Source organism: Azorhizobium oxalatiphilum, assembly GCF_014635325.1.
Classification (GTDB): Bacteria; Pseudomonadota; Alphaproteobacteria; order Rhizobiales; family Xanthobacteraceae; genus Azorhizobium; species Azorhizobium oxalatiphilum.
The window spans coordinates 501,193-525,697 of the sequence record NZ_BMCT01000001.1 but is presented as its reverse complement, the minus strand read 5'-3'; the positions used below and the strand labels follow the sequence as shown (position 1 = coordinate 525,697).

17 protein-coding genes and 1 pseudogene are annotated in these 24,505 nt (G+C 68.1%); 9 read left to right on the top strand and 9 right to left on the bottom strand.

Annotated elements, in window-relative coordinates; genetic code table 11:
- A pseudogene (locus IEW24_RS02410) lies at positions 1-1,687 on the top strand (hypothetical protein); the annotation flags it as partial.
- A gap of 47 nt (positions 1,688-1,734) precedes the next feature.
- On the opposite strand, the gene IEW24_RS02405 reads toward IEW24_RS02410, so the two are convergent.
- Both IEW24_RS02405 and IEW24_RS02400 read right to left on the bottom strand, forming a co-directional pair.
- The gene (locus tag IEW24_RS02405; RefSeq protein ID WP_244644109.1) at positions 1,735-3,021 is read right to left on the bottom strand and encodes a multidrug effflux MFS transporter; all 1,287 of its coding nucleotides are present in this window, start codon (positions 3,019-3,021) and stop codon (positions 1,735-1,737) included.
- A gap of 8 nt (positions 3,022-3,029) precedes the next feature.
- Positions 3,030-3,464 (bottom strand): MarR family winged helix-turn-helix transcriptional regulator, encoded by a 435-nt coding sequence (locus IEW24_RS02400; RefSeq protein WP_244644108.1) that lies wholly within the window; start codon positions 3,462-3,464, stop codon positions 3,030-3,032.
- A 205-nt stretch (positions 3,465-3,669) separates the two neighbouring features.
- Between IEW24_RS02400 and IEW24_RS02395 the strand changes: the two genes are divergently transcribed.
- Complete coding sequence (locus IEW24_RS02395; RefSeq protein ID WP_188575062.1) at positions 3,670-5,373, top strand: sensor domain-containing diguanylate cyclase; 1,704 nt, start codon at positions 3,670-3,672, stop codon at positions 5,371-5,373.
- Between the two features lie 18 nt (positions 5,374-5,391).
- Here IEW24_RS02395 and IEW24_RS02390 read toward each other — a convergent pair whose 3' ends face one another.
- Together IEW24_RS02390 and IEW24_RS02385 are read right to left on the bottom strand one after the other, a co-directional pair.
- Positions 5,392-6,468, bottom strand: a complete 1,077-nt coding sequence (locus IEW24_RS02390) for a tartrate dehydrogenase (RefSeq protein ID WP_188575060.1) — start codon at positions 6,466-6,468, stop codon at positions 5,392-5,394.
- 56 nt (positions 6,469-6,524) lie between these two features.
- On the bottom strand, positions 6,525-7,547 hold the full coding sequence (locus IEW24_RS02385; RefSeq protein WP_188575058.1) for a tripartite tricarboxylate transporter substrate-binding protein: 1,023 nt from the start codon (positions 7,545-7,547) through the stop codon (positions 6,525-6,527).
- Between the two features lie 121 nt (positions 7,548-7,668).
- Here IEW24_RS02385 and IEW24_RS02380 point away from each other — a divergent pair, with 121 nt between their 5' ends.
- Positions 7,669-8,421 (top strand): GntR family transcriptional regulator, encoded by a 753-nt coding sequence (locus IEW24_RS02380; protein ID WP_244644106.1) that lies wholly within the window; start codon positions 7,669-7,671, stop codon positions 8,419-8,421.
- A 67-nt stretch (positions 8,422-8,488) separates the two neighbouring features.
- On the opposite strand, the gene IEW24_RS02375 is transcribed toward IEW24_RS02380, so the two are convergent.
- A complete protein-coding gene (locus tag IEW24_RS02375; RefSeq protein WP_188575056.1) occupies positions 8,489-9,475 on the bottom strand; it encodes an MBL fold metallo-hydrolase in 987 nt (328 codons plus the stop codon).
- Positions 9,476-9,781: 306 nt separating this feature from the next.
- Here IEW24_RS02375 and IEW24_RS02370 point away from each other — a divergent pair, with 306 nt between their 5' ends.
- Positions 9,782-11,605, top strand: coding sequence for a monovalent cation:proton antiporter-2 (CPA2) family protein (locus IEW24_RS02370; RefSeq protein WP_188575055.1), 1,824 nt, complete (start codon positions 9,782-9,784; stop codon positions 11,603-11,605).
- Positions 11,606-11,611: 6 nt separating this feature from the next.
- Here IEW24_RS02370 and IEW24_RS02365 read toward each other — a convergent pair whose 3' ends face one another.
- Positions 11,612-12,280, bottom strand: a complete 669-nt coding sequence (locus IEW24_RS02365) for a methyltransferase family protein (protein WP_188575053.1) — start codon at positions 12,278-12,280, stop codon at positions 11,612-11,614.
- Positions 12,281-12,446: 166 nt separating this feature from the next.
- On the opposite strand from IEW24_RS02365, the gene IEW24_RS02360 reads away from it, so the two are divergent.
- Entirely contained in the window at positions 12,447-13,883 is a 1,437-nt protein-coding gene (locus IEW24_RS02360; RefSeq protein WP_188575051.1) for an SMI1/KNR4 family protein, read from the top strand.
- A 55-nt stretch (positions 13,884-13,938) separates the two neighbouring features.
- Here IEW24_RS02360 and IEW24_RS02355 read toward each other — a convergent pair whose 3' ends face one another.
- A complete protein-coding gene (locus IEW24_RS02355) occupies positions 13,939-14,580 on the bottom strand; it encodes an MBL fold metallo-hydrolase (RefSeq protein WP_188575049.1) in 642 nt (213 codons plus the stop codon).
- Between the two features lie 262 nt (positions 14,581-14,842).
- Here IEW24_RS02355 and IEW24_RS02350 point away from each other — a divergent pair, with 262 nt between their 5' ends.
- The gene (locus IEW24_RS02350) at positions 14,843-15,820 is read left to right on the top strand and encodes a hypothetical protein (protein ID WP_188575047.1); all 978 of its coding nucleotides are present in this window, start codon (positions 14,843-14,845) and stop codon (positions 15,818-15,820) included.
- Between the two features lie 57 nt (positions 15,821-15,877).
- Here IEW24_RS02350 and IEW24_RS02345 read toward each other — a convergent pair whose 3' ends face one another.
- Together IEW24_RS02345 and IEW24_RS02340 are read right to left on the bottom strand one after the other, a co-directional pair.
- Positions 15,878-16,726: an alpha/beta hydrolase gene (locus IEW24_RS02345; protein WP_188575046.1), complete on the bottom strand. Its 849-nt coding sequence runs from the start codon at positions 16,724-16,726 to the stop codon at positions 15,878-15,880.
- A 352-nt stretch (positions 16,727-17,078) separates the two neighbouring features.
- Positions 17,079-18,476, bottom strand: coding sequence for a DUF3422 family protein (locus IEW24_RS02340; RefSeq protein WP_188575044.1), 1,398 nt, complete (start codon positions 18,474-18,476; stop codon positions 17,079-17,081).
- A gap of 226 nt (positions 18,477-18,702) precedes the next feature.
- Here IEW24_RS02340 and IEW24_RS02335 point away from each other — a divergent pair, with 226 nt between their 5' ends.
- The 3 genes from IEW24_RS02335 to mdoH all read left to right on the top strand — a co-directional run bounded on the left by IEW24_RS02335 (position 18,703) and on the right by mdoH (position 24,478).
- Complete coding sequence (locus tag IEW24_RS02335) at positions 18,703-20,277, top strand: FAD-dependent monooxygenase (RefSeq protein ID WP_188575042.1); 1,575 nt, start codon at positions 18,703-18,705, stop codon at positions 20,275-20,277.
- A gap of 488 nt (positions 20,278-20,765) precedes the next feature.
- A complete protein-coding gene (locus tag IEW24_RS02330; RefSeq protein WP_188575040.1) occupies positions 20,766-22,301 on the top strand; it encodes an OpgD/OpgG family glucan biosynthesis protein in 1,536 nt (511 codons plus the stop codon).
- Entirely contained in the window at positions 22,301-24,478 is a 2,178-nt protein-coding gene (gene mdoH / locus IEW24_RS02325; protein ID WP_188575038.1) for a glucans biosynthesis glucosyltransferase MdoH, read from the top strand. The genes IEW24_RS02330 and mdoH overlap by 1 nt, the downstream gene beginning before the upstream one ends.
- Positions 24,479-24,505: the final 27 nt, after the last annotated feature.

Genomic DNA, 24,505 nt, shown 5'->3' with positions numbered 1-24,505 from the left:
CGACGACGGCTTCTCACCGCCGCCGCGCAAGAAGCCTGAGGAGAAGGTCAGCGCGTCCATCGACGACGGTTTCTCGCCGCCGCCGCGCAAGAAGGCAGAGGAGAAAGTCAGCGCGTCCATCGACGACGGTTTCTCGCCGCCGCCGCGCAAGAAGCCTGAGGAGAAGGTCAGCGCGTCCATCGACGACGGTTTCTCGCCGCCGCCGCGCAAGAAGGCAGAGGAGAAAGTCAGCGCGTCCATCGACGACGGCTTCTCACCGCCGCCGCGCAAGAAGGCTGCGCCCGAGCCCGACGTCAGTGCCGACATCGACGACGGCTTCTCGCCGCCGCCGCGCAAGAAGGCCGCGCCCGAGGCAGACGTCAGCGCCGATATCGACGATGGCTTCTCGCCCCCCCCGCGCAAGAAGGCCGCGCCCGAGCCCGACGTCAGCGCCGATATCGACGACGGTTTCTCGCCGCCCCCGCGCAAGAAGGCCGCGCCCGAGGCAGACGTCAGCGCCGACATCGACGACGGCTTCTCGCCGCCCCCGCGCAAGAAGGCTGCGCCCAAGGCCGACGCCAGTGCCGATATCGACGATGGCTTCTCGCCGCCCCCGCGCAAGAAGGCTGCGCCCGAGAAGGTGGAGAAGGTCGAGAAGATCGTCGATGCCGCCAGCGACGAGGTCTTCACCCCGCTCCAGAACTATCAGCCTGCCAGCAAGCGCAGCCTGAAGGCCCTGCTCGACGAAGGCTTCAGCCCGCCGCCGGTCAAGAAGTTCGAGCACGACGAGGAAGAGGCAAAGAAGTCCAAGTCCTCCGTGGACGACGACATGGACGCCCTCATCGCCCAGATGGAGGCGAAGGAGGCCAAGGCCGCGCAGGCCGCCAAGCCGAAGGCGGCCAAGCTCGACGACATGGATGCCCTCATCGCCGAGATGGAGGCCAAGGAAGCCAAGGCCAAGGGCGACCAGCCGGAGCCCGACGCGGCGGACGCCGTTCCGGAGATGCAGGCCGCCCTTCTCGATGACCATATGGACATCGAGGACGACCTTCCCGACGCCACTCCCCTCCCCGAGCCCGAGGCGCATCCCGAACCCGTCGTCGCCAAGGCCAAGCCGCGCCGCAAGTGGCTGCGCCTGCCTTCCCTGCGGCTGCCCTCCCTGCGCAAGCGGAAGGGGCGCAAGGCGGCAGTCGCCGCCGCGGTCGTGGCGGACGGCGCCGTCGCCCGTCCCCGTGCCGCCCGCCCCTCCCCGAAGACGCTCGCCATCCGTGGCGGTGCCGTGCTCGGCGTGGTGGGTGCGCTGGGCGCCGGCAGCTATTTCATGAGCGAAACCCTCACCGGCTTCAGTTGCTCCGCCGTCGGCGTGATGTGCTCCGATCTTCTGGTCTACAAGGGCGTGCGCACCGCCGAAGTGTCCGTGGATCAGGTGCAGGGCACCATGCGCGTCACCGTGAACGGGCAGGTGGTGGAGATCGCCGACAGCGACAGCCGCACCCGCTGGGTGCCCATGGGCTCCCTGCTGAAGCAGGGCGAGAACATCATTCTGGTGCAGCTCGACACGTCCAAGGGCGCCGTCTGCCGGGGCCGCCTGACCATGAAAATCAACGGCCGGGAAGTGGCCTCGCAGTCCCGCCACTGGGCGCTGCAACTGCGCGACGGCCGGCCCGGCAACTGCCTGACCGAAGTCTACAAGATGGACCTGAAATAACGCGCCCGCGCCGGCGGAAAACCGCCGGTGGCCCCCGATCCAGGACCTCAGCCGGTCTTGTCGAACACCTTGGCCTCGATCTCGTCGCCCGCCGCGCCGAGCAGACCCACGGGATCGGTTGAGATTTCGAGGTCCGGCGCGGAGATGATCACCGGCCCGCCGGGCGCGCGGCCGGGGCGCAGCAGCGCGAAGGCCGCCACGCCCGCCGCCGCCATGCACGGAATGACGATGGTGAAGGCATCGCCCGGATTCGGCACAAGGCTGGCGAGCGAGGTGCCGAGCAGGCCGCCGCCGATCTGCATGAAGCCCATCATGGCCGAGGCCGCTCCCGCCATGTGCGGGAAGCCGGCCAGCGCGCTGGTGGTGCCGCCGGGCAGCAGCATGGCGATGCCGAACGCCCACACCGCCACCGGCAGCATCACCGCCACGGCGGAGAACGGGAAAATGCGGGTGGCCACCGCCATGGCCGCGCCCGCCACCAGCACCAGAACGAGCCCCACCGGAATGAGGCTGTCCGCCGAGACGCGGCGCAGCAGCCGCCCGGTGACGAACGAGCCGGTCATGAAAGAACCGGTCTGGCAGACCATGGCGAGACCGAACTGAACCGGCGTGAGCCCGATGCGCTCGATCAGCACGAAGGGCAGCACCGCCGCCAGCGTGTAGATGCCGCCCAGCGTGAAGCCGATGACGAGGCTTGGGCGCATGAAGCCCCGGTCTGTGAGCAGGGTGCGATAGTTCCGCAGCACCCGCGCGGGATGGACATGCACGGGGTCCGGCGCCGCATTGGTCTCCGGCACCGCCAGCGCCAGCAGGGCCACCAGCACGAGGCCGTAGATGACCATGACCATGAAGATGGGCTGCCAGCCCATGCTGGAGAGGATGAGGCCGCCGATGGTGGGCGCCAGCGCCGGGCCGATGGCCAGCATGGTGGCGATCAGGTTCATGATCCGCGCCGACGGCTGGCCGGTGAACTGGTCGCGCACGATGGCGCGGGAAATGGCCGGCCCCGCCGCGACGCCGACGCCCTGAAGGCCGCGACCGATGAGCAGCCAGGTGATGTCCGGCGCGAACGCCGCCACCACGCTGCCGACGAGATAGACGAGGAAGAACCCCAGAGCCACGGGCCGGCGCCCGAAGGCATCGGAGAGCGGGCCGCAGGCGAGCTGGGAAAAGGCATAGCCGAAGAAGAAGACCGAGAGGGTGGTCTTCAGCATGGCGGGCGTCGAGTGGAACGCCTCGACCAGCGCCGGCAGAGCGGGCGTGTAGAGCGAGAGGCTGACCGGCCCCAGCACCACGATCATCGCGCCGATGATCGCGGTACGGGTCTCGCTCATCACGGGCTTCATGCGTCCTCCGGAGCCCGCGCGCTGCGCACGATATTCGCCCGCATGTGTTCCAGCGTGGCGCGGAACGCGGCCACCTGCGCGTCCGACAGTCCCTCGAGCGTCTGTGCGCGGGCAGCGGCGGCGACGGCGGTGATACGCTCGATGAAGGGCTCCGCGGCCGGCGTCAGGTTCACCAGCTTGGCGCGCCGGTCGCTCGGGTCCGGCTCGCGCCGCACCAGCTGCTGCGCCTCCAGCCGGTCCAGCGAAGCCACCAGCGTCATGGGCTCCACATTCATCTTCTCGGCCAGCGCCGCCTGCCTGAGGCCGGGATGCTGATGCACATAGACCAGCGTGCGGGCCTCGCCCGACGTGATGCCGAGCCCCGCCTGCTCGAAAGCACGTTCGGTGCGCGCCCGATAAAGCCGGGCGGTCTCGAAGAGAAGAAAACCCAATGGTGTTTCAGTCATGCCGGAATTCATACTGTAAGCCCCACTTATAATCCAGCGTTCACTGCATTCATTCGACGGCGAAGTCGGGTGCCGTGCAATGCGCGGAATGACCACCGTAATGGGAGAGGTATCTCTTGACGCTCTCCCGAAGCCAGCGGACAAGACGGAAAAGGCTAACTTTTGTTGATTTCCGTTACGGGAGAGGCCTGTGCGTGAGGCGCTTCGGCATCGCATCCACAAGCTGCAGGACAGCACCACCATCGCCCAGCAGATGACCCTCCTGCTCGGCTTTGTCTGCCTGCTCGGCCTCGGACTTGTGTCGCTGGCCGCGGCCCGCATGAGCGGCGCCGAGATCGCCGGGCGCATCCAGCAGGAGATGGCGCTCACCGCCTCCGGTCTTGCCGACCGGCTCGACATGGACATGTTCGAGCGCTACCGCGAGATCAAGCTCCTATCCGGCATGCGCCCCATGGAGGGCACATGGGAGGGCGATCCGGCCCAGCTGCGCGCGGTGCTCGACCAGCTCGAATCCACCATGGACTATTTCGCCTGGATCGGCTTCGCCAGGCCGGACGGCACGGTTGTGGCCGCCTCCAAGGGCATGCTGGAAGGCGTCTCCGTGGCCGCCCGCCCGTGGTTCAGGGACGGGCTCAAGAGACCCGCGGTGGGCGACGTGCACGAGGCGTTGCTGCTGGCCAAGCTGCTGCGCCCCGCCGACTACAAGGGCGAGCCCGACCGCTTCGTGGACATCGCCTTTCCCGTCCGCAGTCGCGACGGGCGCCTGCTCGGCGTCATCGGCGCCCATCTGGCCTTCGACTGGGCGGAGGGCCTGCGCCGCACCGCACTCGCCGCCCGGCCCGACACCGAGGTGATGGTGCTGTCCAGGGAGGGCACGGTGCTGCTCGGCCAGAGCATCGGTACCCGGCCGTTCGCGCCGGACGTTCTGGCGCGCATGAAGGCCGCACCCTCCGGCGCCTTCGTGGCGGACCAGGATGGCCACCGCTGGCTGACCGGATTTGCCGCCGCCGACGGCGAGCAGGACTATCCCGGCCTCGGCTGGATCGTGGTGGCCCGGCAATCCTCAGGCGTCGCCTTCGCCTCGGCCTATAATCTCGCCTTCACCATCATCGGCCTCGGCGGCGTGGTGCTGGTGATCTGCGTCCTGCTCTCCACGTGGCTTGCCACGCGCATCGGGCGGCCGCTCGACGGGCTGACCCGCGCGGCCGACGAGATCGGCCGCAATCCGCACGTCACCATGCTGCCCCGCCAGCGCGGCAACCAGGAAGTGCTGCGCCTCTCCGCCGCGCTGCGCGCCTTGCTACGCCGCCTCGGCTCGGCGGAGATGCGGTTCGAACTGTTCTCACGCCAGCACGCAGTGGACATCGCCGCCTTGCAGGAGCTGGCGGACACCGACCCGCTCACCGGCCTGCTCAACCGCCGCTCCTTCATGCAGATCGCCGACGTGGCGCTGGAGAGCGCGCAGGCCCATGGCCGGCTCGGCGTGCTGATGGCCGACATCGACCATTTCAAGGGCGTGAACGACACTTACGGCCACCCTGCCGGTGATGCGGTGATCAAGCACGTGGCCGCGGTCTTCCGCGCCAATCTGCGCACCCATGACCATGTGGGCCGCTTCGGCGGCGAGGAATTCGTGGTGCTGCTGCAGGACACGGACGAGGCCACCACGCTGGCGCTGGCGGAACGCATCCGCCTCGCCATCGCCGCCGACCCCGTGCTGTTCGAAGACCAGACCATCGCCATCACCATTTCCATCGGCGCGGCGCTGGCCGGCAACGGCGACCGCGACATGGACGAGGTGATCGAGCGCGCCGACCTCGGCCTCTATGACGCCAAGAATTCCGGCCGCAACCGCGTCTCCTTCGCCCGCCCCCCGGAGATCAGGGCGGCCTGAGCCGCCCTGCCCCGCGCGTCAGGCGTTGGCGCCGTGGATGGCGTCGATCACGCCCTGCGTCACATCCGCCGTGCGCGCGCTGCCGCCGAGATCCGGCGTGTGGAAGCGCGTGTCCGCCGTCACCCGCTCGATGGCGCCCATGAGGCGATCGGCGGCCGGCTTCTCCCCCAGATGCTCCAGCATCATCACCGACGACCAGAAGGTGCCCACCGGATTGGCGATGCCCTTGCCCGTGATGTCGAAGGCCGAGCCGTGGATGGGCTCGAACATGGAGGGGAAGGCGCGCTCGGGATTGAGGTTGGCGGTCGGCGCGATGCCCAGCGAGCCGGCCAGCGCCGCCGCCAGATCGGACAGGATGTCCGCATGCAGATTGGTGGCGACGATGGTGTCGAGGCTCTCCGGCTTCATCACCATCCGCACCGTCATGGCGTCCACCAGCATCTTGTCCCAGGTCACGTCGGGAAATTCGGTGGCCACCTGCGTGGCGATTTCGTCCCACATCACCATGGCATGGCGCTGGGCGTTGGACTTTGTGACCACTGTGAGGAACTTGCGCGGGCGGGACTGGGCGAGGCGGAAGGCGAAGCGGATGATGCGCTCCACCCCGGCACGGGTGAACATGGCCACATCGGTGGCCACCTCCATGGGATGGCCCTGATGGGCCCGCCCGCCCACGCCCGCATATTCGCCCTCCGAGTTCTCGCGCACGATCACCCAGTCCAGTTCCTTGCCCGCCACATGACGGAGCGGCGAACCGATGCCCGGCAGGATGCGCGTGGGCCGCACATTGGCGTATTGATCGAACGGTTGGCAGATGGCGAGGCGCAGGCCCCACAAGGTGATGTGGTCCGGGATTTCCGGATGGCCGGCGGAGCCGAACAGGATGGCATCGTGATTGCGGATCAGGTCGCGGCCGTTCTCCGGCATCATGCGGCCGTGGGTCTTGTAGTATTCGCCGCCCCAGTCGAACGCATCCACGGCGAAATCGAACGCGCCTTCGCGCTGGGCGAGGGCATGCAGCACCTCAACGCCCGCAGAGATGACCTCGCCGCCGATGCCGTCACCGGGGATGGCCGCGATCCTGTACGTCTTCATGATGATCTCCGGAACAATAATACTTTGCGCACGGCGGCGGATGCCGACGGCCATCCTCAATTGGGCGCCACGCCCTCCAGCAGCTTGCCGAGGCGCTGGATCTCGGACTGGAACTGCTTGTCCAGCGCGGCGGGCGTGGCGAGGTCGTCACTGACCGGCGTGGTGCCCAGCGCCGCCATGCGCGAGACCACAGCGGGATCCTTCAGCGCCACTTTCAGCGCCTCCGACAGCTTCTGGCGGATCGCCTCCGGCGTGCCCTTCGGCGCCCAGAGCGCGTGCCAGGCGGTGATCTCGAACCCCTTCAGCCCGCCCTCGGCGAGGGTGGGCACGTTCGGCAGCACGGCGATGCGCTCGCGGCTGGTAACGCCGAAGGCCTTGATGTCGCCGGACTTGATCTGGTTGGTGGTGCTGGTGGTCTGGTCGCACATCAGGTCGATGCGCTTGCCCACGAGGTCCAGCATGGCGGGGCCGGCGCCCTTGTAGGGCACGTCCACGAACTTGGCGCCGGTGGCATTCTCCAGCAGCAGCGCGCACAGATGCGACACCGCGCCCACGCCTGCCGTGCCGATGGTGAGGGAGGAACCCTTCTCCTTCGCCAGCGCGATCAGCTCCGGCAGGGTGTTGGCCTTGAGGTCGCTACGCCCCACCAGCACCATGGGCACCTCGGTGACGAGGCCCACGGAGGTGAGTTCCGCAGGCTTGTAGGGCAGCCTGGGATAGAGCGGCGCGAAGGTGGCGACGCCGATGTGATAGAGCAGCAGCGTGTAGCCATCGGGCGCCGCCTTCGCCACGTCTCCGGTGCCCAGCGAGCCGCCGGCTCCGCCCTTGTTCTCGATGACCATCTGCTGGCCGAGCACCGGCGTCATGGCCTGCGCCACGAGGCGCGCGACGGTGTCACTCGGCCCGCCCGCCGCCGCCGGCACCACGAGGGTGACGGGGCGGGTGGGATAGGTCTGCGCCTGCGCGGGCGAGAGCAAGCCCAGCCCCGCCGCGAGCACGGCGCCCGCCAGCCCAAACCTTGCGGCGCCCAACCCCGCCGCCCGAACACGCCTTCCGGCCGAGACGCTCTCCTTGATCATGTTTCCGCCTTCCGTCTTGCATTTATTCTTGCATGCAAGTTGGCGCGCAAGGAGGATGATTGTCAAGCGCCGCCGACGCGCTACAACGGCATGAGGATCAGCGCGGGACATGACGGCAGGCATGACGGGACCAGCCATGGCGGGACAAGGTGCACGGTCGGCCCCGGAGCCACGGACGCTGCGCAGGACGGCGCCACCGCCGGAAGCGGCGAAGGCCAATCTGGTCGATCTGGCCTATGAGGCGATCAAGCGCGCGGTGCTGGAGAACACCTATCCGCCCGGCTATCAGGCCGGCGAGGTGGAGATCGCCCGCCAGCTCGACATGAGCCGCACCCCCGTGCACGAGGCCATGGCCCGCCTGCAGGAGGAGGGCTTCGTCCGCATCCTGCCCAAGCGCGGCATCGTGGTGCTCGGCCTCTCGCCTGATGACATCGACCAGATCTATGACGTGATCAGCGCGCTGGAAGGCGCGGCAGGCGCCCGCATCGCCGCTCTTCCCAAGGCCGAGCGCACGCGCATCGCCCGCAAGCTGGAGGGCCACACCGCTGCCATGTCGGCGGCGCTGGCGGCCGGCGACCGCATCGCCTGGGCGCAGGCCGACAAGGCTTTCCATGATGCGCTGGCTGCCGACTGCCGGAACGGGCGCCTCAGCCGCATCGTCGGCACCGTGACCGACCAGTTGCACCGCGCCCGCATGTTCACGCTGAACCTGCGGCCGCTGCCCACCCATTCCGCCGTCGAGCATCAGGCGCTGACCGACGCCATCCTCGCCGGCGATGCGGAGGCTGCCGACCGCGCCGCCCGCGCCCATCGCCAGCAGGCGCGCGACCAGCTCCTGCCGCTGCTGCGCCAGCTCAATCTGAGCAACCTCTGAGCCTTTGAAAACAAAAACGCCCCGCACGAGGCGGGGCGTGATCGTCTTGTTGAAGGCTATGACGGGTTCACAGGTCGAACTGGTAGCTCTTCGGCACGAAGCGGTAGCCGGTTTCCTGCTTCTCCACGAAGCCCACCGCCGGGAACGGCATGTGATAGCCGAGGAAGGCGATCCTGTCGGTCGCGACCATGTCGAACACCTTCTTGCGGGTGGCGGCGGCCTGCGCCTTGTCCATGTCGAAGCGCACTTCCCAGTCCGGACGCTGCAGCGACAGGATGTAGTGATTGGCGGTGTCGCCGGAGAGCAGCAGGCGCTTGCCGCCGCTCTCCACGTTGAACACCATGTGGCCGGGCGTGTGGCCGGTGGCCATCATGGCGGTGATGCCGCCCGCAACCTGCCCGCCCTCGCCGATGAAGGTGATCTTCTCCGCCAGCGGCACCACATTGGCGGCCACCGCCTTGGCATTGCCCTCGGCCGGCGTGCCCGCGCGGTCCTTGCTGGTCCAGAAGTCGTATTCCGCCTTGCCGGCCACATAGCGGGCCTTGGAGAAAACCGGCTTGCCGTCCGCCATGAGGCCGCCGATGTGGTCGCCATGCATGTGGGTGAGCGCCACCACCGTGATGTCCTCCGGCGCATAGCCGGCGGCCTTCAGTCCATCCAGCAGCCGGCCGGTGCCGCGCGGCTTGCTGGCCGCGCCGAAGCCGGTGTCCACCAGGATGACGTCCGAGCCGGTGTCGATGAGGGCCGGTGAGTAGGTATTCACGAACTTGTCGGTGGGCAGGAAGTTCGCCTTGAGCAGCGCATCCACCGTCTCCACCGACTGGTTGGTGCCGAACGTACCCTGCGGCTTCTCGATGGTGTTGAGGCCATCGCGGACCACGGTGAACTTGAAGCTGCCGAGCTTGAACTGGTTGATCTCCGGCGCATCAGCCGGCTTGGCGGCGGGGGTGGCCTGCGCCTGCGCGCTGCGGGTGCCCGAAAGAATCGCGGGTGCCGCGACGGCGCCGAGGCCGGCTGCCAGAAGGGTGCGCCGCTTGATGTCCGCTGCGGTCATCTCTTGCTCTCCGCGTATTGAGGTCAGGGCTTTAGGGGATATGCGCGTCAACCGGCGCAGGGTACGCGGGTTCCACGCGCGCGAAACATAGGGCCCGCGCCTGAGCTTGCACCAATCACTTCCGCGCGGCCATCCCCCGTCCCCGGAAACCGGAAAGCCGCGCCCATGCTGGCGCAGCAAGGCTCCGCTTACGCTTTCGTGAGGGCAAAGCCCGCCGGAAATGTCCACACCCCGACCATTAAGGCTCGCCCCGGCGTCCGTGTCACGCTAGGTCAGAACAGTTGTTGCATCGCAAGGAGAGGGCCCATGGCCGAGGCATCGAACTTCGAGCTGGTGCAGATCGTCGCCGTTCTGGGCGCGGGCGTCATCGCCGCACCGCTGTTCAAGCGCGCCGGGCTGGGCTCCGTGCTGGGCTATCTGGCCGCCGGTCTCGCCATCGGCCCGTTCGGCCTGAAAGTGATCGCTGCCCCCGAGGCGGTGCTGCATTTCGCCGAACTGGGCGTGGTGATGTTCCTGTTCGTCATCGGACTGGAGATGAAACCGGCCCGCCTGTGGAGCCTTCGCAAGGAGATCTTCGGGCTCGGTGCCGCACAGGTGCTCGCCTGCGGCGCGCTGCTCACCGGGCTCGGCATGCTGGCCGGGCTCGATGCGCCGGTGGCCTTCATCGCGGCCATGGGCTTCGTGCTCTCCTCCACGGCGGCCATCATGCAGATCCTCGACGAGGCCGGCGAGACCGCCGAGCCGCAGGGACAGCGTGCCGTCTCCATCCTGCTGCTGGAAGACCTCGCCATCGTGCCGCTGCTGGCGCTGGTGGCGGTGCTCGCGCCCGCCACGGGCGAAAACCTGCGCGCCGACTGGACCCAGATCGCCATCGCAGTGGGCGCGGTAGCGGCGGTGGTGGCCGCCGGGCGCTGGCTGCTCAACCCGCTGTTCGCCCTGCTCTCCTCCGCCCGCGCCCGCGAGGTGATGACGGCGGCGGCACTGGTGGTGGTGCTCGGCACCGCGCTGCTGATGCAGGTGTCCGGCCTCTCCATGGCCATGGGCGCGTTCCTGGCCGGCGTGCTGCTCTCCGGCTCCACCTTCCGCCACCAGCTGGAAGCGGACATCGAGCCGTTCCGTGGCCTGCTGCTGGGCCTGTTCTTCATGGCGGTGGGCATGTCGCTGAACGTCACCGTGGTGGTGGCGCAGTGGCAGTTCGTGGCGCTGGCCGTCATCGGCTACATGGTGGTGAAGGGCCTCGGCATCTTCGGCGTGGCGCTGCTGTTCGGCTCCGGCCGGCGCGAGGCCATCTATCGCGCGGCGCTGTTCGCGCAGGGCGGCGAATTCGCCTTCGTGCTCTATGCCGCCGCCGCCGCAGTCGGCATCTTCGATGCGCAGGTCAATGCGGTGATGTCCTCCACGGTCATCCTCTCCATGGTGCTCACCCCGCTCACCGTTATCGCCGCCCGCCGCCTGCTGCCGGCGGAAGCCGTGGACCTCGACGGCCTGGAAGAGCCGGAAGGCCTCTCCGGCGCGGTGCTGCTGGTGGGCTTCGGCCGCTTCGGGCAGGTGGTGTCACAGGCGTTTCTGGCGCGCGGGCTGGAAGTGACCATCATCGACAACGACCCGGAGATGATCCGGGCCGCGGCCAAGTTCGGCTTCAAGATCTATTATGGCGACGGCACCAATCTCGATGTGCTGCACGCCTCCGGCGCCGGCAAGGTGCGCGCGGTGGCGGTGTGCATCGACAATCGCGAGGCCACCAACAAGGTGGTGGAGCTGGTGAAGGCGACCTTCCCCAATGCCGGCCTGCTGGTGCGCGCCTTCGATCGCGGCCACGCGCTGGAGCTGATCAACCACAAGGTGGACTTCCACATGCGCGAGACGCTGGAATCCGCCTTCACCTTCGGCCAGAACGCGCTGGAATATCTCGGCCTGCCCGCCGCCGAAGCGGAGGAGACCATCTCCGACTTGCGCGCCCGCGACGCCGAGCGCCTGTGCCTGGAGCAGACCAGCGGCCTCTATGCGGGCCAGGACCTCATGCACACCAACGGCCCGACGCCGCAGCCCTTCACCCGCCCCCGCCGCGCTGCGCAGCCGCTCAACGAAGAGGCCGGCGCGCTGGCGCAGTCGGGTGCGGAGCAGGGTTGAGGGCGGCTACCAGAGACCGGGCACGAGGCGGAAGCGCACCCGCTGCGCATAGGCCTCGTAGCCCGGTAATTTGGCGCGCAGCACCTCCTCCTCGCGCACTGCCCGCCAGGCGATGCCGAGGGTGAGGAGAAGCGAGACCAGGAGGCCCCACGGCGCGCCGAGCAGCAGCGGCAGGCCGAGGAAAAAGAGCAGCGCGCTCGCATACATGGGGTGTCGGACGATGGCGTAGGGGCCGGTGTCGATGACCGTCTGCCCCTGCTGGATCTTCACCACCGGGGCGGCGAAGGCATTGGCGCGGAAGGTCCACCAGACGCCCGCCATATAGAGCGCCATCAGCACCCCGCCCAGCACCTCAACGGCGGCGGGCAGCGCATGGAAGCCGGAGCGGCGCGCCTCCCAGCCCATGAGCGGCAGCCAGAGCAGGAAACCGGCCATCAGGACGGTGAGGAACACCTTGTCCCACCCCTTCTGCTCGCGCTGGATGGGAGACCGCATGCGCTCGCGCAGCAGGCCGGGACTGTATCTGCCCAGCCAGAAGAGGATGGCGCCGCCGCCGAAGAGGAACAGCGCCATGAAGGCCCAGGCGCCGGGATAATGCAGCGTGCCCGCCGGCCACAGGATCAGCGCCCCGAGGAAGACGGTCCAGCCCAGTGTCTGCAGCAGGATGGAGGCCATGGCGCATGCTCCCGCCTGTTCCGGACATTCAAGTCTCCGGCCCTGCGGATCGTTCCGCAGGCGCCGGGCGCCCGGCCACCCCCTGCCCCGTCGTCATGATCCGGGCATCAATGGCCCCTAGCCTTCCCGCTCCGGCTTTTCCGCTGGTTCGACAAGGAGGTATGTCTTGCAGATCGAGACCGTCGCCGCATCCCTGCCGCTCGAAAAGGATCCCGCCACGCCGTTCCAGTATGCGGAAGCGGACCTCGTACAGCTGGAGGAGCGGATCGGTGCCCGGCTGCCGGACGACATGCGCTGGTATCTGGCGCACGTGGGCTGGCGAAAGCTGAAGTCGGGCCATCGCACCCTGCTGATCCGACAAGGCGACTATCTTTATGCGCCGGAATTCGAGGCGGCCGAGCACGAGACCTTCTCGCTGCGCCATTACGATGCCTTCCGCGCCAGCCCCGAGAGCGCCCTGCTGCCGGGCGAGCGCGCGCTCTATTTCCCCTTCGGTGAGGCCAAGGGCGGCTCGCCGCAGGCCCGTTTCCGCCTCGTGGTGAGCCTGAATGCGGAGGACGCCGGCGCCATCTGGGCGGTGCGGGCCATCGGCCATTTCGAGGACCAGACCCCGCCGCAGCCGCTGCGCCTCGCCGACGACCTGTCAGGCTTCCTCACGCAGATCGGGCCGGAGAAAAAGCTCGGGCCTGTTGCGCAGAAGAACAATGAGCAATTGTTCGACCGCCTGTTGGCGGACTATCTCGCCGCCCCCGCCGTTGCTCCGACCACGGCGGGGGAGCCGGACACTTTGCTGCGTGCCTTCTTCGACCAGCCCGACGCCTTCCTGTTCGATGGCGCCCGCAATGCCGAATATCAGGTGCGAGTGAATGGCGCGCGCATCGTGGATGCGGCAACCTTCGCCGCTGAGGCAGCCAACTTCGCCACTACGCTGGCGAAAAACCCCTATTGGGCGCCGGGGCCGCTCCGGCGGAGCGACGTGCGCATCGCGGAACCTGAGCCATTCGAGGACGCCGCCGCGCTCGGCCGGCGCAAGCACGGCTACCATCTGGTGAAGGTGGAGAGCCGCGTGGGCGACGGCCACAAGCTGGTGGAGACCTATCTCCTGCACCGGGACAAGGACGGCTGGACGCTGGTGCGCCGGCACGACGCCAGCATCGCCGACGTAAAGATCAGGGATGTCGGCACCGCCACCTTCTCGGGCCATCACTGGGAGCTGAAGAAGAAGGTGACGCCGGCGTGGAGTGAGCGAGCGTTCAGTATCGAGGTGGACGGGCGCGAGGATGCCCTGACCCTGGCCCGGATCGCTCTGCTCAAGGACATCATCGGCAACACCGGCTTCCGCGCGGCGTTCGAGGCTTATGTCTTCCGTCTCTATACCGAGCGCCTCTATCCGGACTTCGAGGCCATGGAGGGGGAAGAGAAGAAGGAGTGGGCGGACCATTTCCCGCCCATCGCGGCGCCCTCGGAGATCTGGCGCCTCATCGGCAAGCGCTGCGCCCTATATGTGCGCGGCGACAGCCTGTTCCACATCGCCACCGACGCCTGCTTCGATCCCGAGCACGGCCTGACGCTGGATGTGGAGGACTGGGCCATCCGGCCCTGAGAGACGGCAGCAGCCCGGATCGCGATGCCATCCGGGCTGCGGACCCGATCCGGCTCTAGTCGTTGAGGAACGGATTGCCCGTCTTCTCGTCGCCGATGCTGGTCACGGGGCCGTGGCCGGGCAGGCAGACGACGCCGTCGCCCAGCGGCAGCAGCTTGGCCTTGATGCCTGCGATCAGCAGATCGGGATCGCCATAGGGGAAATCCGTGCGGCCCACCGAGCCCCGGAACAGCGTGTCGCCTACGATGGCGATGCTGGTCGGCTTGTGCACGAACACCACATGGCCGGGGGTGTGGCCGGGCACGTCCAGCACATCCAGCACCAGTTCGCCCACGCGCACCTGATCGCCTTCCTTCAGATAGCGGCCGGGGGTGACGGTGCGCGCGCCCTCCATGTTGAAGCGGGCGGCCGAGTCCACCAGCGCGTCGAGCAGGAACTGATCCTTCTCGTTCGGCCCCTCGATGGGCACGTTCAGCGTCTCGGAGAGTTCCGCCGCGCCCGCCGCATGGTCCACATGGCCGTGGGTGAGCAGGATCTTCTCCACCGTGACGCCGGTTTCCTTCAGCGCCTCGCGGATGCGCGGCAGGTCGCCACCGGGATCGATCACCGCCCCCTTCATGGTGGCCGTGCACCACAGGATGGAGCAGTTCTGCTGGAAGGGCGTGACGGGAACGACGGCGATCTGGATCGGCTGCATGGGAACTCCGACGCGGCTGGTTTTCCCTGTCCTAAAGCGCCAGCCGCCGCGCGGGAACCCGGAAATTTCATCCGATGGGAAACGACCCGCCCATCGGCACCTGCCGGCATGGGAAACGCCCAGCTTCAAGTAGCGGTTGGTACAGAATTCCGGGAGCGCCAACGGCAGCATGTGTGGACCAGCCGCCCCGGTCGCCAAAGCCCCTGGGCCCTTTCCCTTTCGTCATCCGCATATGCACACATGCGGCATTCTGGAGCCCATCGTGATCCGCATCGAAATCGACACGTTCTCCGGCCGACATAATCCCTCCTGGGAACTTCCGGATGAGCAGGCTCGCGCCCTTCTGGCCGAATTCACCGCAGGCAGGTCCGCTCTCAGCACCGCTCCAGGCCCATCTCGGCTTGGCTTTCGGGGTCTGGAAGTCCAGATCGGCGATAGCGCACGCGCCAAAGACTATGGCCTGCCTCACATCTTTCGCATCGGCGATGGCCAGGCAACCGATCCGGACGCCAGCCGAGCCATAGCGCGCCGCCTCCTGACCGCCGCACCCGTTCTCGACGGTCATCCGGCTGTCGCGCTGGAGGAACTCGCCGAAATCCCCTTCATGCCAGCGACCGACGCCGGAGCCACCGACAGCAAACCTCAACCCGGCGATACACCGCTCGGAACGCTCGAAGGCGAGCCGGATGACGAGCCGGAAGACGATATGCGGAACGCCCTCGATGAGATTGCCCCCGGGGCCGATGTTCGTAACGCCGACCTGAGACAGCTACGTGTCGCCGGATGCCGGGCCGAGATCGGGCCGTTCATGCCGGACTACTGGAACGACCCCAATGTCATCCGGCGGAACAACTGCTATGCGTATGCCTGCAACAGACGAACAGACACGCGACCACAACCAGGTCAGATCAACGGGATGACGCTTTACGACACTCTGGCATCAACGACTTTGAATGCCATGGTGGACGGAGCCCGAACCACGTCGGACTGCTGTTCTATCCTTGAGAAACCACGCTGGCTGGTTGCGCTGGTGACTTATCCGGATAACGCACGACATTGGGATTATCACTGGTACCGACGCCTGACGCGGGGGCGCTGGGGTCACAAGCCCGGAAGAACCCGGGCAACGATGTATGACAACGCCGGTCATCTGATCACCGACCCGCAGACATGCAGCCGGGGCCGATATACGCAGTTCGGCGGCTACTTCTATATTCCCCGCAGCATGACGATCGCTTGATCCATCGCTCAGCAGGCGTGACGGACGGCCCACGCCGCCCGCCGCGCCCGCGATTTCTCAAGCCGCCAGTTCGGCGCGCTCTTCCGAGGCGTTGGCCAGTTCCACCAGCCGCGCCACCATGGCCGAGGTCGGGTCTGCCAGTTCGTTCACGACGGTGAAGTGGTTGGCGCCCTTCACTTCCACGCTGTCGGCCTCGATGCCCTGCGCCCGCCATGCGGAGGCGAGATCATGGCTCTGGCGGCGGAACTCGCCGCTTTCCTCGGCCCCCACATAAGCGGAGAAGCGGCGGCCGGCAGGCACGCTCCAGTGGATCGGCGACAGCCGGTCGGCTTCGCTCTCCGACAGGCGCAGCGCCTCGTTGTGGCGGGTGGAGAGCAGCGGCGCCAGCTCATAGACGCCGGCAAGGCCGAGACCGGCCGTCACCATGTCATCGGGGCTGCGCGGGTCGATCTCGTGCCAGCGGGTGGCGGTCAGCGCGGCGGCCAGATGCCCGCCCGCTGAGTGGCCGCTCACCACGATGCGGCGCTTGACGCGGTGATGCAGGCATACGGCCGCACCGCGTGCCTGGGCCACGATGTTGCCCACCGGAACATGCGGGGCAAGATCATAGCCGGCCAGCGCCATGGCCACCCCGTGGGCGAGACAACCCTGCGCCACGAAACTCACCTCGCGCGGATGCTGGCGCTGCCAGTAGCCGCCATGAAAGAACAGCACGATGGGGGCCTGACGCGTGGCATCGGGCCAGAGAATATCGAGTGACTGGCGGGACGACGGACCATAAGGCACGCCGATATCGGCGGCCGGCACATCGCCGCGCAGGCGGGCGGACTGGGCAATCCAGTCGGCAATGATCTCGGAATGGTTCGGAACGCGCGCACGATTGTCGTACTCGGCTTCGTAGTCCATGCGGATCCCCTCGAATTGCGGTGGACTGAAGGCGGCGAACCCATGCCGCGCCCGGCCTGACAGAGGGTCGAGCAACATGCGGCATGCCCGCCCCATGATGGGTACGGCCACAGATGCGGCCAAGGATAGGCCACTGGAGCGGCGACGGAACGCGGCCGGTAGCCGCATCCCGCTCAAACCCCATCCGCCGGTCCGGGTTCCCTGTCCTGTGCAGGTTGCCTGTGGATCGAACGCCAGATGACTACGCACTGCCTACGCTGGCGGCGGGGTCGTTTGGTGCAGGGTGGACGTTCCGATCACGCCGGACGGCCCTTGCCCATTGCCCTCATTTCGCCAGTATTCGGCCCCCGCGTCAATCATGCTCGCCATGCGCGCTTCGAACACGACGCACAACCCACCATACCGCTAGCACTGCAACCGGCACCGCGACGGCGGTGACGGCGCCCGGATTGATGTGCACGCCGAACTTCGCGTCCACCCCGCTCTCGTGGATGCCCTCGGCCATCAGATGGATGAGGCTCGCCACATAATAGGAGATGGCGGCCACCGACAGCCCTTCCACCGTGCGCTGCAGGCGCAGCTGCAGGCGGGTGCGGTCGTTCATGGAGGCGAGCAGATCGCGGTTCTGCCGTTCCAGCTCCACATCCACGCGGGTGCGCAGCAGGTCCGCGCCGCGCACCAGCTTGGCGGCGATGTTGCCCTGCCGCTCCTCCACCGACTGGCAGGTGCGCATGGCCGGCGCCATCCGCCGGTCGAGGAACTGCTGCCAGGTGGGATAGCCCTGCACCGCCTCCTCCTGGATGGTGGCGAGGCGCAGGCGCACGATCTCCTGATAGGCGCGGCTGGCGCCGAAGCGGAACAGCGAGGGCGCCGTATCCGCCTCCAGCTCGGCCGCCAGCGCCACCAGTTCATCGAGCAGGCGATGATTGTCGGAAAGGCCCACGGAGCGCGTCATCTCCTCCGTCACCTGCGCCAGCCGGGCCTCGATCTTGGAGATGGTGGGCGCCAGCTTCTGAGCCTCCGGCAGGCCGAGCAGCGCCAGCGTGCGATAGGTCTCGATCTCCAGCACACGCTGCACCAAAGCGCCCGCCGCCTCCGCCCCCAGCGCGCGGTCGCGCACCAGAATGCGCACGAAACCGGCCGGATCGGGCTTGAAGTCGGTGGCGATCTCGGCGCGGCCGTCATTCACGTCCGAGCGGGCAAGGCTGGCGCGGTCGAACACGCCGCCGATCTGCGCATCCTCCATGGTGTCCATGACGAGGTCGAGGTCCACCGCCACCAGCAGCGGGCCGGGCTGCGGCAGCTGGGTGAGCGGGCTCGCCAGCAGCGCCGCTGCGGGGTGGAAGGGCAACTGGCCGGGCACCGCCTCGCCGGAGGGCATGTCCCACGTATAGGTGGAGAATTCCGCGTGCGACTCCCAGCGCAGCGTGGCGCCGCCGAAGGACACGCGGTGATATTTCGCCCCCGGCGCCGGCCCCGGCACGCCGCGGCTGTGGCACAGCTCCGTGACCATGGCGCGCTCGGCCTGCGCTTCCGCCGGCGAGGTCAGAAAGGCCACGTGCAGGAAGCGGCGCGGCGTCTCGGCGGGGAAGAAGGGGCGGGCGTGCAGTTCGCCCATCACCGCCGCGCGCAGCGGATGGGCGCTGAGCGTGCGGCCCTCGCCGAGGCCAAGGTCGGCGCCGAGCTGTTCAGCCTTGCGCTCGCCTGCCGTTCCGCCCGTGACCGCACCCTGAACGCTCTCACCCGACATCTGACCCGCCGCCTTTTGGAAAATTATCTCACGGTGCTGGCATGAAGCGCGCGTTGACACAAGCCGCCCCGCCTCCGACCCTGCCCGCTCCGTCGGGGGAAACGGAAAGCTTGCATGGGGCTGGGACCGCACCACAAGGTGGCGACAATCGGCTGGACTTAGCTACCGCCCCACTTACTCTGCGCCCCAACGGAAGCCTCACGCGCCACCTTTGGGGAGAGCCAACATGTCGCAGCCCGTTCCCGTCCTCATTGCCGGTGCCGGCCCCACGGGGCTGTCGCTGGCGATCATGCTGCGGCTCATGGGCATCGAGGCGCGCCTCATCGACCGCAACACCGCGCCCGCCGCCGTCTCCAAGGCGCTGGCCGTTTGGAGCGGCAGCCTCGAGGCGCTGGGCAGCATGGGCGTAGTGGACCGCTTCGAGGCCGCCGGCACGCGGCTGAAGGCGCTGGTGATCGGCGACGGCCCGAAGGTGCTCGCCTCGCTCGTGGTGGGCGAGGGCATCGACAGCCCCTACCCCTTCCCGCTGCTGCTGCCGCAATCGGAGACGGAAGCCATCCTCACCCAGCGCCTAAGCGAGCTGGGCGGGAGCATCGAGCGCGGTGTGGAGCTGAAGAGCTTCACGCAGGATGCCACCGGCGTCACCGCCAACCTCATCCATTGGGACGGCACCGTCGAGGAGGTGCGCGCGGCCTATATCGTCGGCGCGGACGGCGCCCGCTCCACGGTGCGCCACACGCTCAACATCGAATTCGAGGGCTATACGGAGCCGCAGGCCTTCATCCTCGGCGACGTGCGCATCGACGGCGGCGATCTCGACCGCGCCAGCATCTACATCTGGTGGCATGGCGGGGCCACGGTTGCGCTGTTCCCCTTCGAGGGCGACACGTGGCGCCTGTTCGGCGCCCGTCCCGACGCCTCCGACGAGACCGCCCCGACGCTCGCCGAACTCCAGACCTATATGGACGAGCACGGCCCGCCCGGCTGCCGGTTGCGCGATCCCTCCTGGCTCTCGGTGTTCCGCACCAACGAGCGCCTCGCCGCGACCTACCGCGTCGGCCGCGCCTTCCTCGCCGGAGATGCCGCCCACATCCACAGCCCGGCCGGCGGACAGGGCATGAACACCGGCATTCAGGATGCGGTGAATCTGGCCTGGAAGCTCGCGTCCGTGCTCGGCGGACGGGGCGATGCGGAGGTGCTGCTCGGCAGCTACGAGCCGGAGCGCCGGCCGGTGGCCGAGCATGTGGTGAAGGGCTCGGCCCAGCGCCTGCATGTGGCCTTCGCCGGCTCCAGGGTGACGCAGTTCGTGCGCGACATGGCCGTGACCGTCATCGGCCATCTGCCCGCCGCCCAGAAGGCGTTGCAGACCGAACTGTCCGAGACCGCCATCACCTATCACGACGGCCCGCTGGTGGCGCTGGGCAACCCGCCGCGTCATCCGCATCGCACCGAGGTGGGCACGCGAGCGCTGGAGGCGCGTTTCCTCGATCCCTCGACCGGCGCGCCGACCGCGCTCTGGCCGCTGATCGGCGGGCTGAAGCACACGCTGCTGCTGTTCCCGAACGATGCCATTCCGCTCACGGTGGATGCGGCCATCGTGGGCTGCGGCGATCATCTGGAGGTGGTGTCCCTGCCGCCGGCCAGCGATCCGGAAGGCAAGGCACGGGCGCGCTATCGCATAACGAAGCCCGGCTGGGTGCTGATCCGCCCCGATCAGGTGGTGGCCGCACGGGGGCCTGCGGATGATCTCACCCCGCTCGCGGCCTATCTGGACAAGGTGGTGCGGATGGCGGAAGCGTGACAAGCCGCTGATCAACAGCGACATCTTTCCACCTGCGCGACAGGTCCCCCTCTCCCGCGTGCGGGGGAGGGACAGGGATGGGGCAGAGGGCGCGCAGTCACACACGCCGCACTTATGGCTCGTCATGGCCGGACTTGACCCCAAGTCGGCTTTGCCGACTTCCGCACTCAAAGGCCCAAGTCTGTAATATCCGGCTGGGGTCAAGCCCGGGCATGACGGTGTTCCGGGATCGGAACGTTGCCCGACAAGGCGGCACGGACAGCGCCCCTGTCCTCCCCGCGCCCCCCTTCGCCACAAAGATGCTCGGGGACTGCCGCCGAACAGCCGCCGGTCAGTCATCTTCCCCGCCGTCATGGAACCTAAGCTCGACCTTGGGACTTCCTGTTGCGGAATCACGCGTCCGTGTTGTGTTCCGGACGCTGGCAATCGTGCGTCCTGCACGGGGCCTTGCGTGATCCGGCTCAGGATCAGGTTACGAGGAAGAATTCATGGATCGACGCCACGTCCTCAAGGGTGCCGCCGCGCTGCCGCTGCTTGCCGCCATGAGCGGCACCGCCTGGCAGGCTCTGGTGGCAGAGGCGAAGGCACAGGATGCGCAGGGCATGCCCTTCTCGCCGGCCACCGTCCGGCAGATGGCACGCGAGCTGGCGCAGAAGCCCTATCAGGCCGCCGACACCAAGCTGCCGCCCGAGCTGGACAAGCTCTCCTACGACGACTACCGCAACATCCGCTTCAAGCCGGAAGCTTCGCTGTGGCGCAAGGAGCAGCTGCCGTTCGAGATGCAGCTCCTGCATCGCGGCTTCCTGTTCCGCGACCGCGTGGACATCGCGCTGGTGGAAGGCGGCAAGGCACGCCAGCTGCGCTATTCACAGGATTACTTCCGCTTCGACAACAAGCTGCCGGCCCCCGACCCGAAGCTCGACCTCGGCTTTTCCGGCTTCCGCCTGCACGCGCCCATGAACCGGAAAGAGTATTACGACGAGGTGGTGGTCTTCCAGGGCGCCAGCTATTTCCGCGCCATTGCCAAGGACCAGATCTACGGCGCCTCGGCGCGTGGCCTGTCCATCAAGACGGGCGATCAGAGCGGCGAGGAATTCCCCATCTTCAAGGCCTTCTGGGTGGAAGTGCCGGGCAAGCAGGCGGATAGCTGCGTGGTGCATGCGCTGCTCGACAGCCCCAGCGCATCGGCTGCCTTCCGCTTCACCATCCGGCCCGGCGAGACCACCAGCATGGCCACCGAGATGACCGTCTATCCGCGCGGCGACGTGGATCAGGTGGGGCTCGGCACGCTCACCTCCATGTTCCTGTTCGGCCCCAACGACCGCAACGACGTGGACGATTTCCGCCCCGCCGTGCGCGACAACGAGGGCCTCGCCATCATCAATGGCGGCGGCGAGCGCATCTGGCGTCCGCTCACCAATCCGCAGCGCCTCGAAGTCTCGTCCTTCATGGACACCAACACGCGCGGCTTCGGCCTGATGCAGCGCCAGCGCTCCTTCTTCGACTATCAGGATCTGGAAGCACGCTACGAAAAGCGCCCGAGCGTGTGGGTGGAGCCCATCGGCGACTGGGGCGAGGGCTCGGTGATCCTGCTGGAGATCCCCACCAAGGAGGAGATCCACGACAATATCGTCACCTTCTGGCGGCCCAAGGAGCCGCTGCGCAAGGGCGGCGAATACAATTACGTCTACCGCATGCACTGGGGCTGGAACGGGCCGGACGACGCCAAGATCGCCCGCTTCACCGCCACCCGGCAGGGGGCTGCGCCCTCCGGCCGACAGTTCGTGCTGGACGTCATCGGCCCCAATCTGGAAGGCATCGCGCCCGATGCCCTGCGCGCCGATGTGACCGCCTCCGGTGGCGAGGTGCGCAGCGTGGTGTTGCAGCCCAATCCCGACATCAAGGGCTATCGGCTCGCTTTCGTTCTTGATCCCAAGAACACCAGCCCGGTGGAAATCCGCGCGGTGGTGATGAAGGATCAGGAGCGCATGTCCGAGACCTGGGTCTACCGTTGGACCGCGTGATGGAGCGCCCCGACCTCACCATCGGAACAACGCCCGTGCCCCCCGCATTGGGCGCCACCGGCGCCTTCCTGCCGCCCGAAGCCCCGCTCGCCATGCCGGTGCAGAGCCTGCGGCAGGCCCCGAGGCGCGAGCGGCGGCCGGATACGCAGCCCACCGCGCTCTTCCTGCGGCGCCTGTTCGTCATGGGCGGGGCCTTCGCCATGACGGTGGTGGCGGCATGGCAGATGTATCTGGTGCTCTCGGTGGGTGGGCTGACCGTGCTGGAAGGCGTGGTGCTCGGCATCTTCGTGGTGCTGTTCGCCTGGATCGCCTTCTCCTGCACCAGCGCCATCGGCGGGGCCATCGCCATGCTGGGCAAGGGTGGCGCGCTGGGCATCGACCCATCGGCGCCCCTGCCGCAGGTCAGCAAGCGCGTGGCGCTGCTGATGCCCACCTATAACGAGCCGCCCGGCCGTGTTCTGGCCGGGCTTCAGGCCACCTACGAAAGCCTGCGCGACACCGGGCAGGCCGAGCATTTCGATGTCTTCATTCTCGCCGACACCACCGATCCCGACATCTGGGTGGCGGAGGAAGCCGGCGTGCTGGCGCTGCGCGAACGCATCGCGGCGGGTGGAGCGGGTGCGGAGCGCATCTTCTATCGCCGACGGCCGAAGAACATCGACCGCAAGGCGGGCAATATCGGCGAGTGGGTGACGCGCTTCGGCGGCGCTTACGAGAGCATGATCGTGCTCGATGCGGACAGCGTCATGACCGGCGATGCCATCGTGCGCCTTGCCGCCGCCATGGAGGCCAATCCCGGCGTCGGCCTCATCCAGACCCTGCCGGTGATCATCGGCGGGCGCACGCTGTTCGCCCGCGTGCAGCAGTTCGCGGGCCGCATGTACGGCCCGCTGCTGGCCCATGGCCTCGCGTGGTGGCACGGGGCCGACAGCAACTACTGGGGCCACAATGCCATCATCCGCACGCAGGCTTTCGCCGGCGAGGCGGGGCTGCCGCACCTGAAGGGCCGCACGCCGTTCGGCGGGCACATATTGAGCCACGACTTCGTTGAGGCGGCGCTCATCCGGCGCGGCGGCTGGGGCGTGCACATGGTGCCGTCGCTGGAGGGCAGCTTCGAAGAGGGCCCGCCCTCCATCACCGATCTCGCCATCCGCGACCGGCGCTGGTGCCAGGGCAATCTCCAGCATGCCGCCGTGCTGCCGACGCGCGGCCTTGCCTTCGCCAGCCGGGTGCATCTGCTCACCGGCATCGGCTCCTACATCACCTCGCCGCTATGGCTCTGCATGCTGCTGGTGGGCCTCGCCATCTCGGTGCAGGCGCGCTTCATCCCGCCGGACTATTTCCCGCGCGGCGCCTCGCTGTTCCCGAGCTGGCCGGCGCAGGATCCCGTGCGCGCGGCCTATGTGTTCGTGGGCACCATGGTGGTGCTGCTGATCCCGAAGTTCATCGCCTTCCTCATCACCGCCTTCAGCCGGCGGCGGCGGGGTTTCGGCGGCGGCTTCGCGGCCCTCGGCGGACTGCTGGTGGAAACGCTCATCTCCGGCCTCGCCGCCCCCATCCTCATGGTGGTGCAGTCGGGTGGCGTCGCCGGCATCCTCATGGGCAAGGACGCGGGCTGGCAGCCGCAGCAGCGCGACGACGGCTCGGTGCCGCTCAAGGACACCATCCGCCGCTACTGGAAGGAGACCGCCCTCGGCCTCGTGCTGGCGGGGGCAGCGCTGCTGATCGCGGTGGAGCTGTTCTACTGGATGCTTCCGGTCATCCTCGGCCTCGTGCTGGCCATTCCCATCGCCAGCCTCACGGCGAAGCGCTCATGGGGCACCAGCTTTGCGAAACTTGGCCTGCTGCGCATTCCCGAGGAGAAGGCCCCGCCCGCCGTGCTGGAGCGCGCCCGCGCGCTGGTGGCGGAACTTGCCACGCAGGGCGCGGTGTCGGAGGCGGCCTCGCGGCTGGCGCATGATCCGGCGCTGCTCGCCGCCCATCGCGCTTCCCTGCCCTATGGCGGGCAGCGGCTGAAGGGGGATGTGAGCGTGGACCGGCTGGTGGGCCTCGCCAAGGCCGAGGATGCCACCACGCTGGAGGAAGCGCTCAGCCATCTCTCCGCCCGCGAGAAGGCGGCGGTGCTGGGCGATGCGGCGGGTCTTGAGCGGATGATCGCGCTGGCGCGGGCGGCCTGAGGAGACCGGAATGGGTCGGGGCTTCGG

Bases quoted from the DNA above. Each gene is read 5' to 3' on its own strand.
- IEW24_RS02355 (WP_188575049.1), bottom strand. From the start codon at position 14,580: ATGCAGCCGATCCAGATCGCCGTCGTTCCCGTCACGCCCTTCCAGCAG.
- IEW24_RS02385 (WP_188575058.1), bottom strand. From the start codon at position 7,547: ATGATCAAGGAGAGCGTCTCGGCCGGAAGGCGTGTTCGGGCGGCGGGG.
- IEW24_RS02340 (WP_188575044.1), bottom strand. From the start codon at position 18,476: ATGTCGGGTGAGAGCGTTCAGGGTGCGGTCACGGGCGGAACGGCAGGC.
- IEW24_RS02345 (WP_188575046.1), bottom strand. From the start codon at position 16,726: ATGGACTACGAAGCCGAGTACGACAATCGTGCGCGCGTTCCGAACCAT.
- IEW24_RS02405 (WP_244644109.1), bottom strand. From the start codon at position 3,021: ATGAGCGAGACCCGTACCGCGATCATCGGCGCGATGATCGTGGTGCTG.
- IEW24_RS02390 (WP_188575060.1), bottom strand. From the start codon at position 6,468: ATGAAGACGTACAGGATCGCGGCCATCCCCGGTGACGGCATCGGCGGC.
- IEW24_RS02365 (WP_188575053.1), bottom strand. From the start codon at position 12,280: ATGGCCTCCATCCTGCTGCAGACACTGGGCTGGACCGTCTTCCTCGGG.
- IEW24_RS02335 (WP_188575042.1), top strand. From the start codon at position 18,703: ATGTCGCAGCCCGTTCCCGTCCTCATTGCCGGTGCCGGCCCCACGGGG.
- mdoH (WP_188575038.1), top strand. From the start codon at position 22,301: ATGGAGCGCCCCGACCTCACCATCGGAACAACGCCCGTGCCCCCCGCA.
- IEW24_RS02330 (WP_188575040.1), top strand. From the start codon at position 20,766: ATGGATCGACGCCACGTCCTCAAGGGTGCCGCCGCGCTGCCGCTGCTT.
- IEW24_RS02375 (WP_188575056.1), bottom strand. From the start codon at position 9,475: ATGACCGCAGCGGACATCAAGCGGCGCACCCTTCTGGCAGCCGGCCTC.
- IEW24_RS02370 (WP_188575055.1), top strand. From the start codon at position 9,782: ATGGCCGAGGCATCGAACTTCGAGCTGGTGCAGATCGTCGCCGTTCTG.
- IEW24_RS02380 (WP_244644106.1), top strand. From the start codon at position 7,669: ATGACGGGACCAGCCATGGCGGGACAAGGTGCACGGTCGGCCCCGGAG.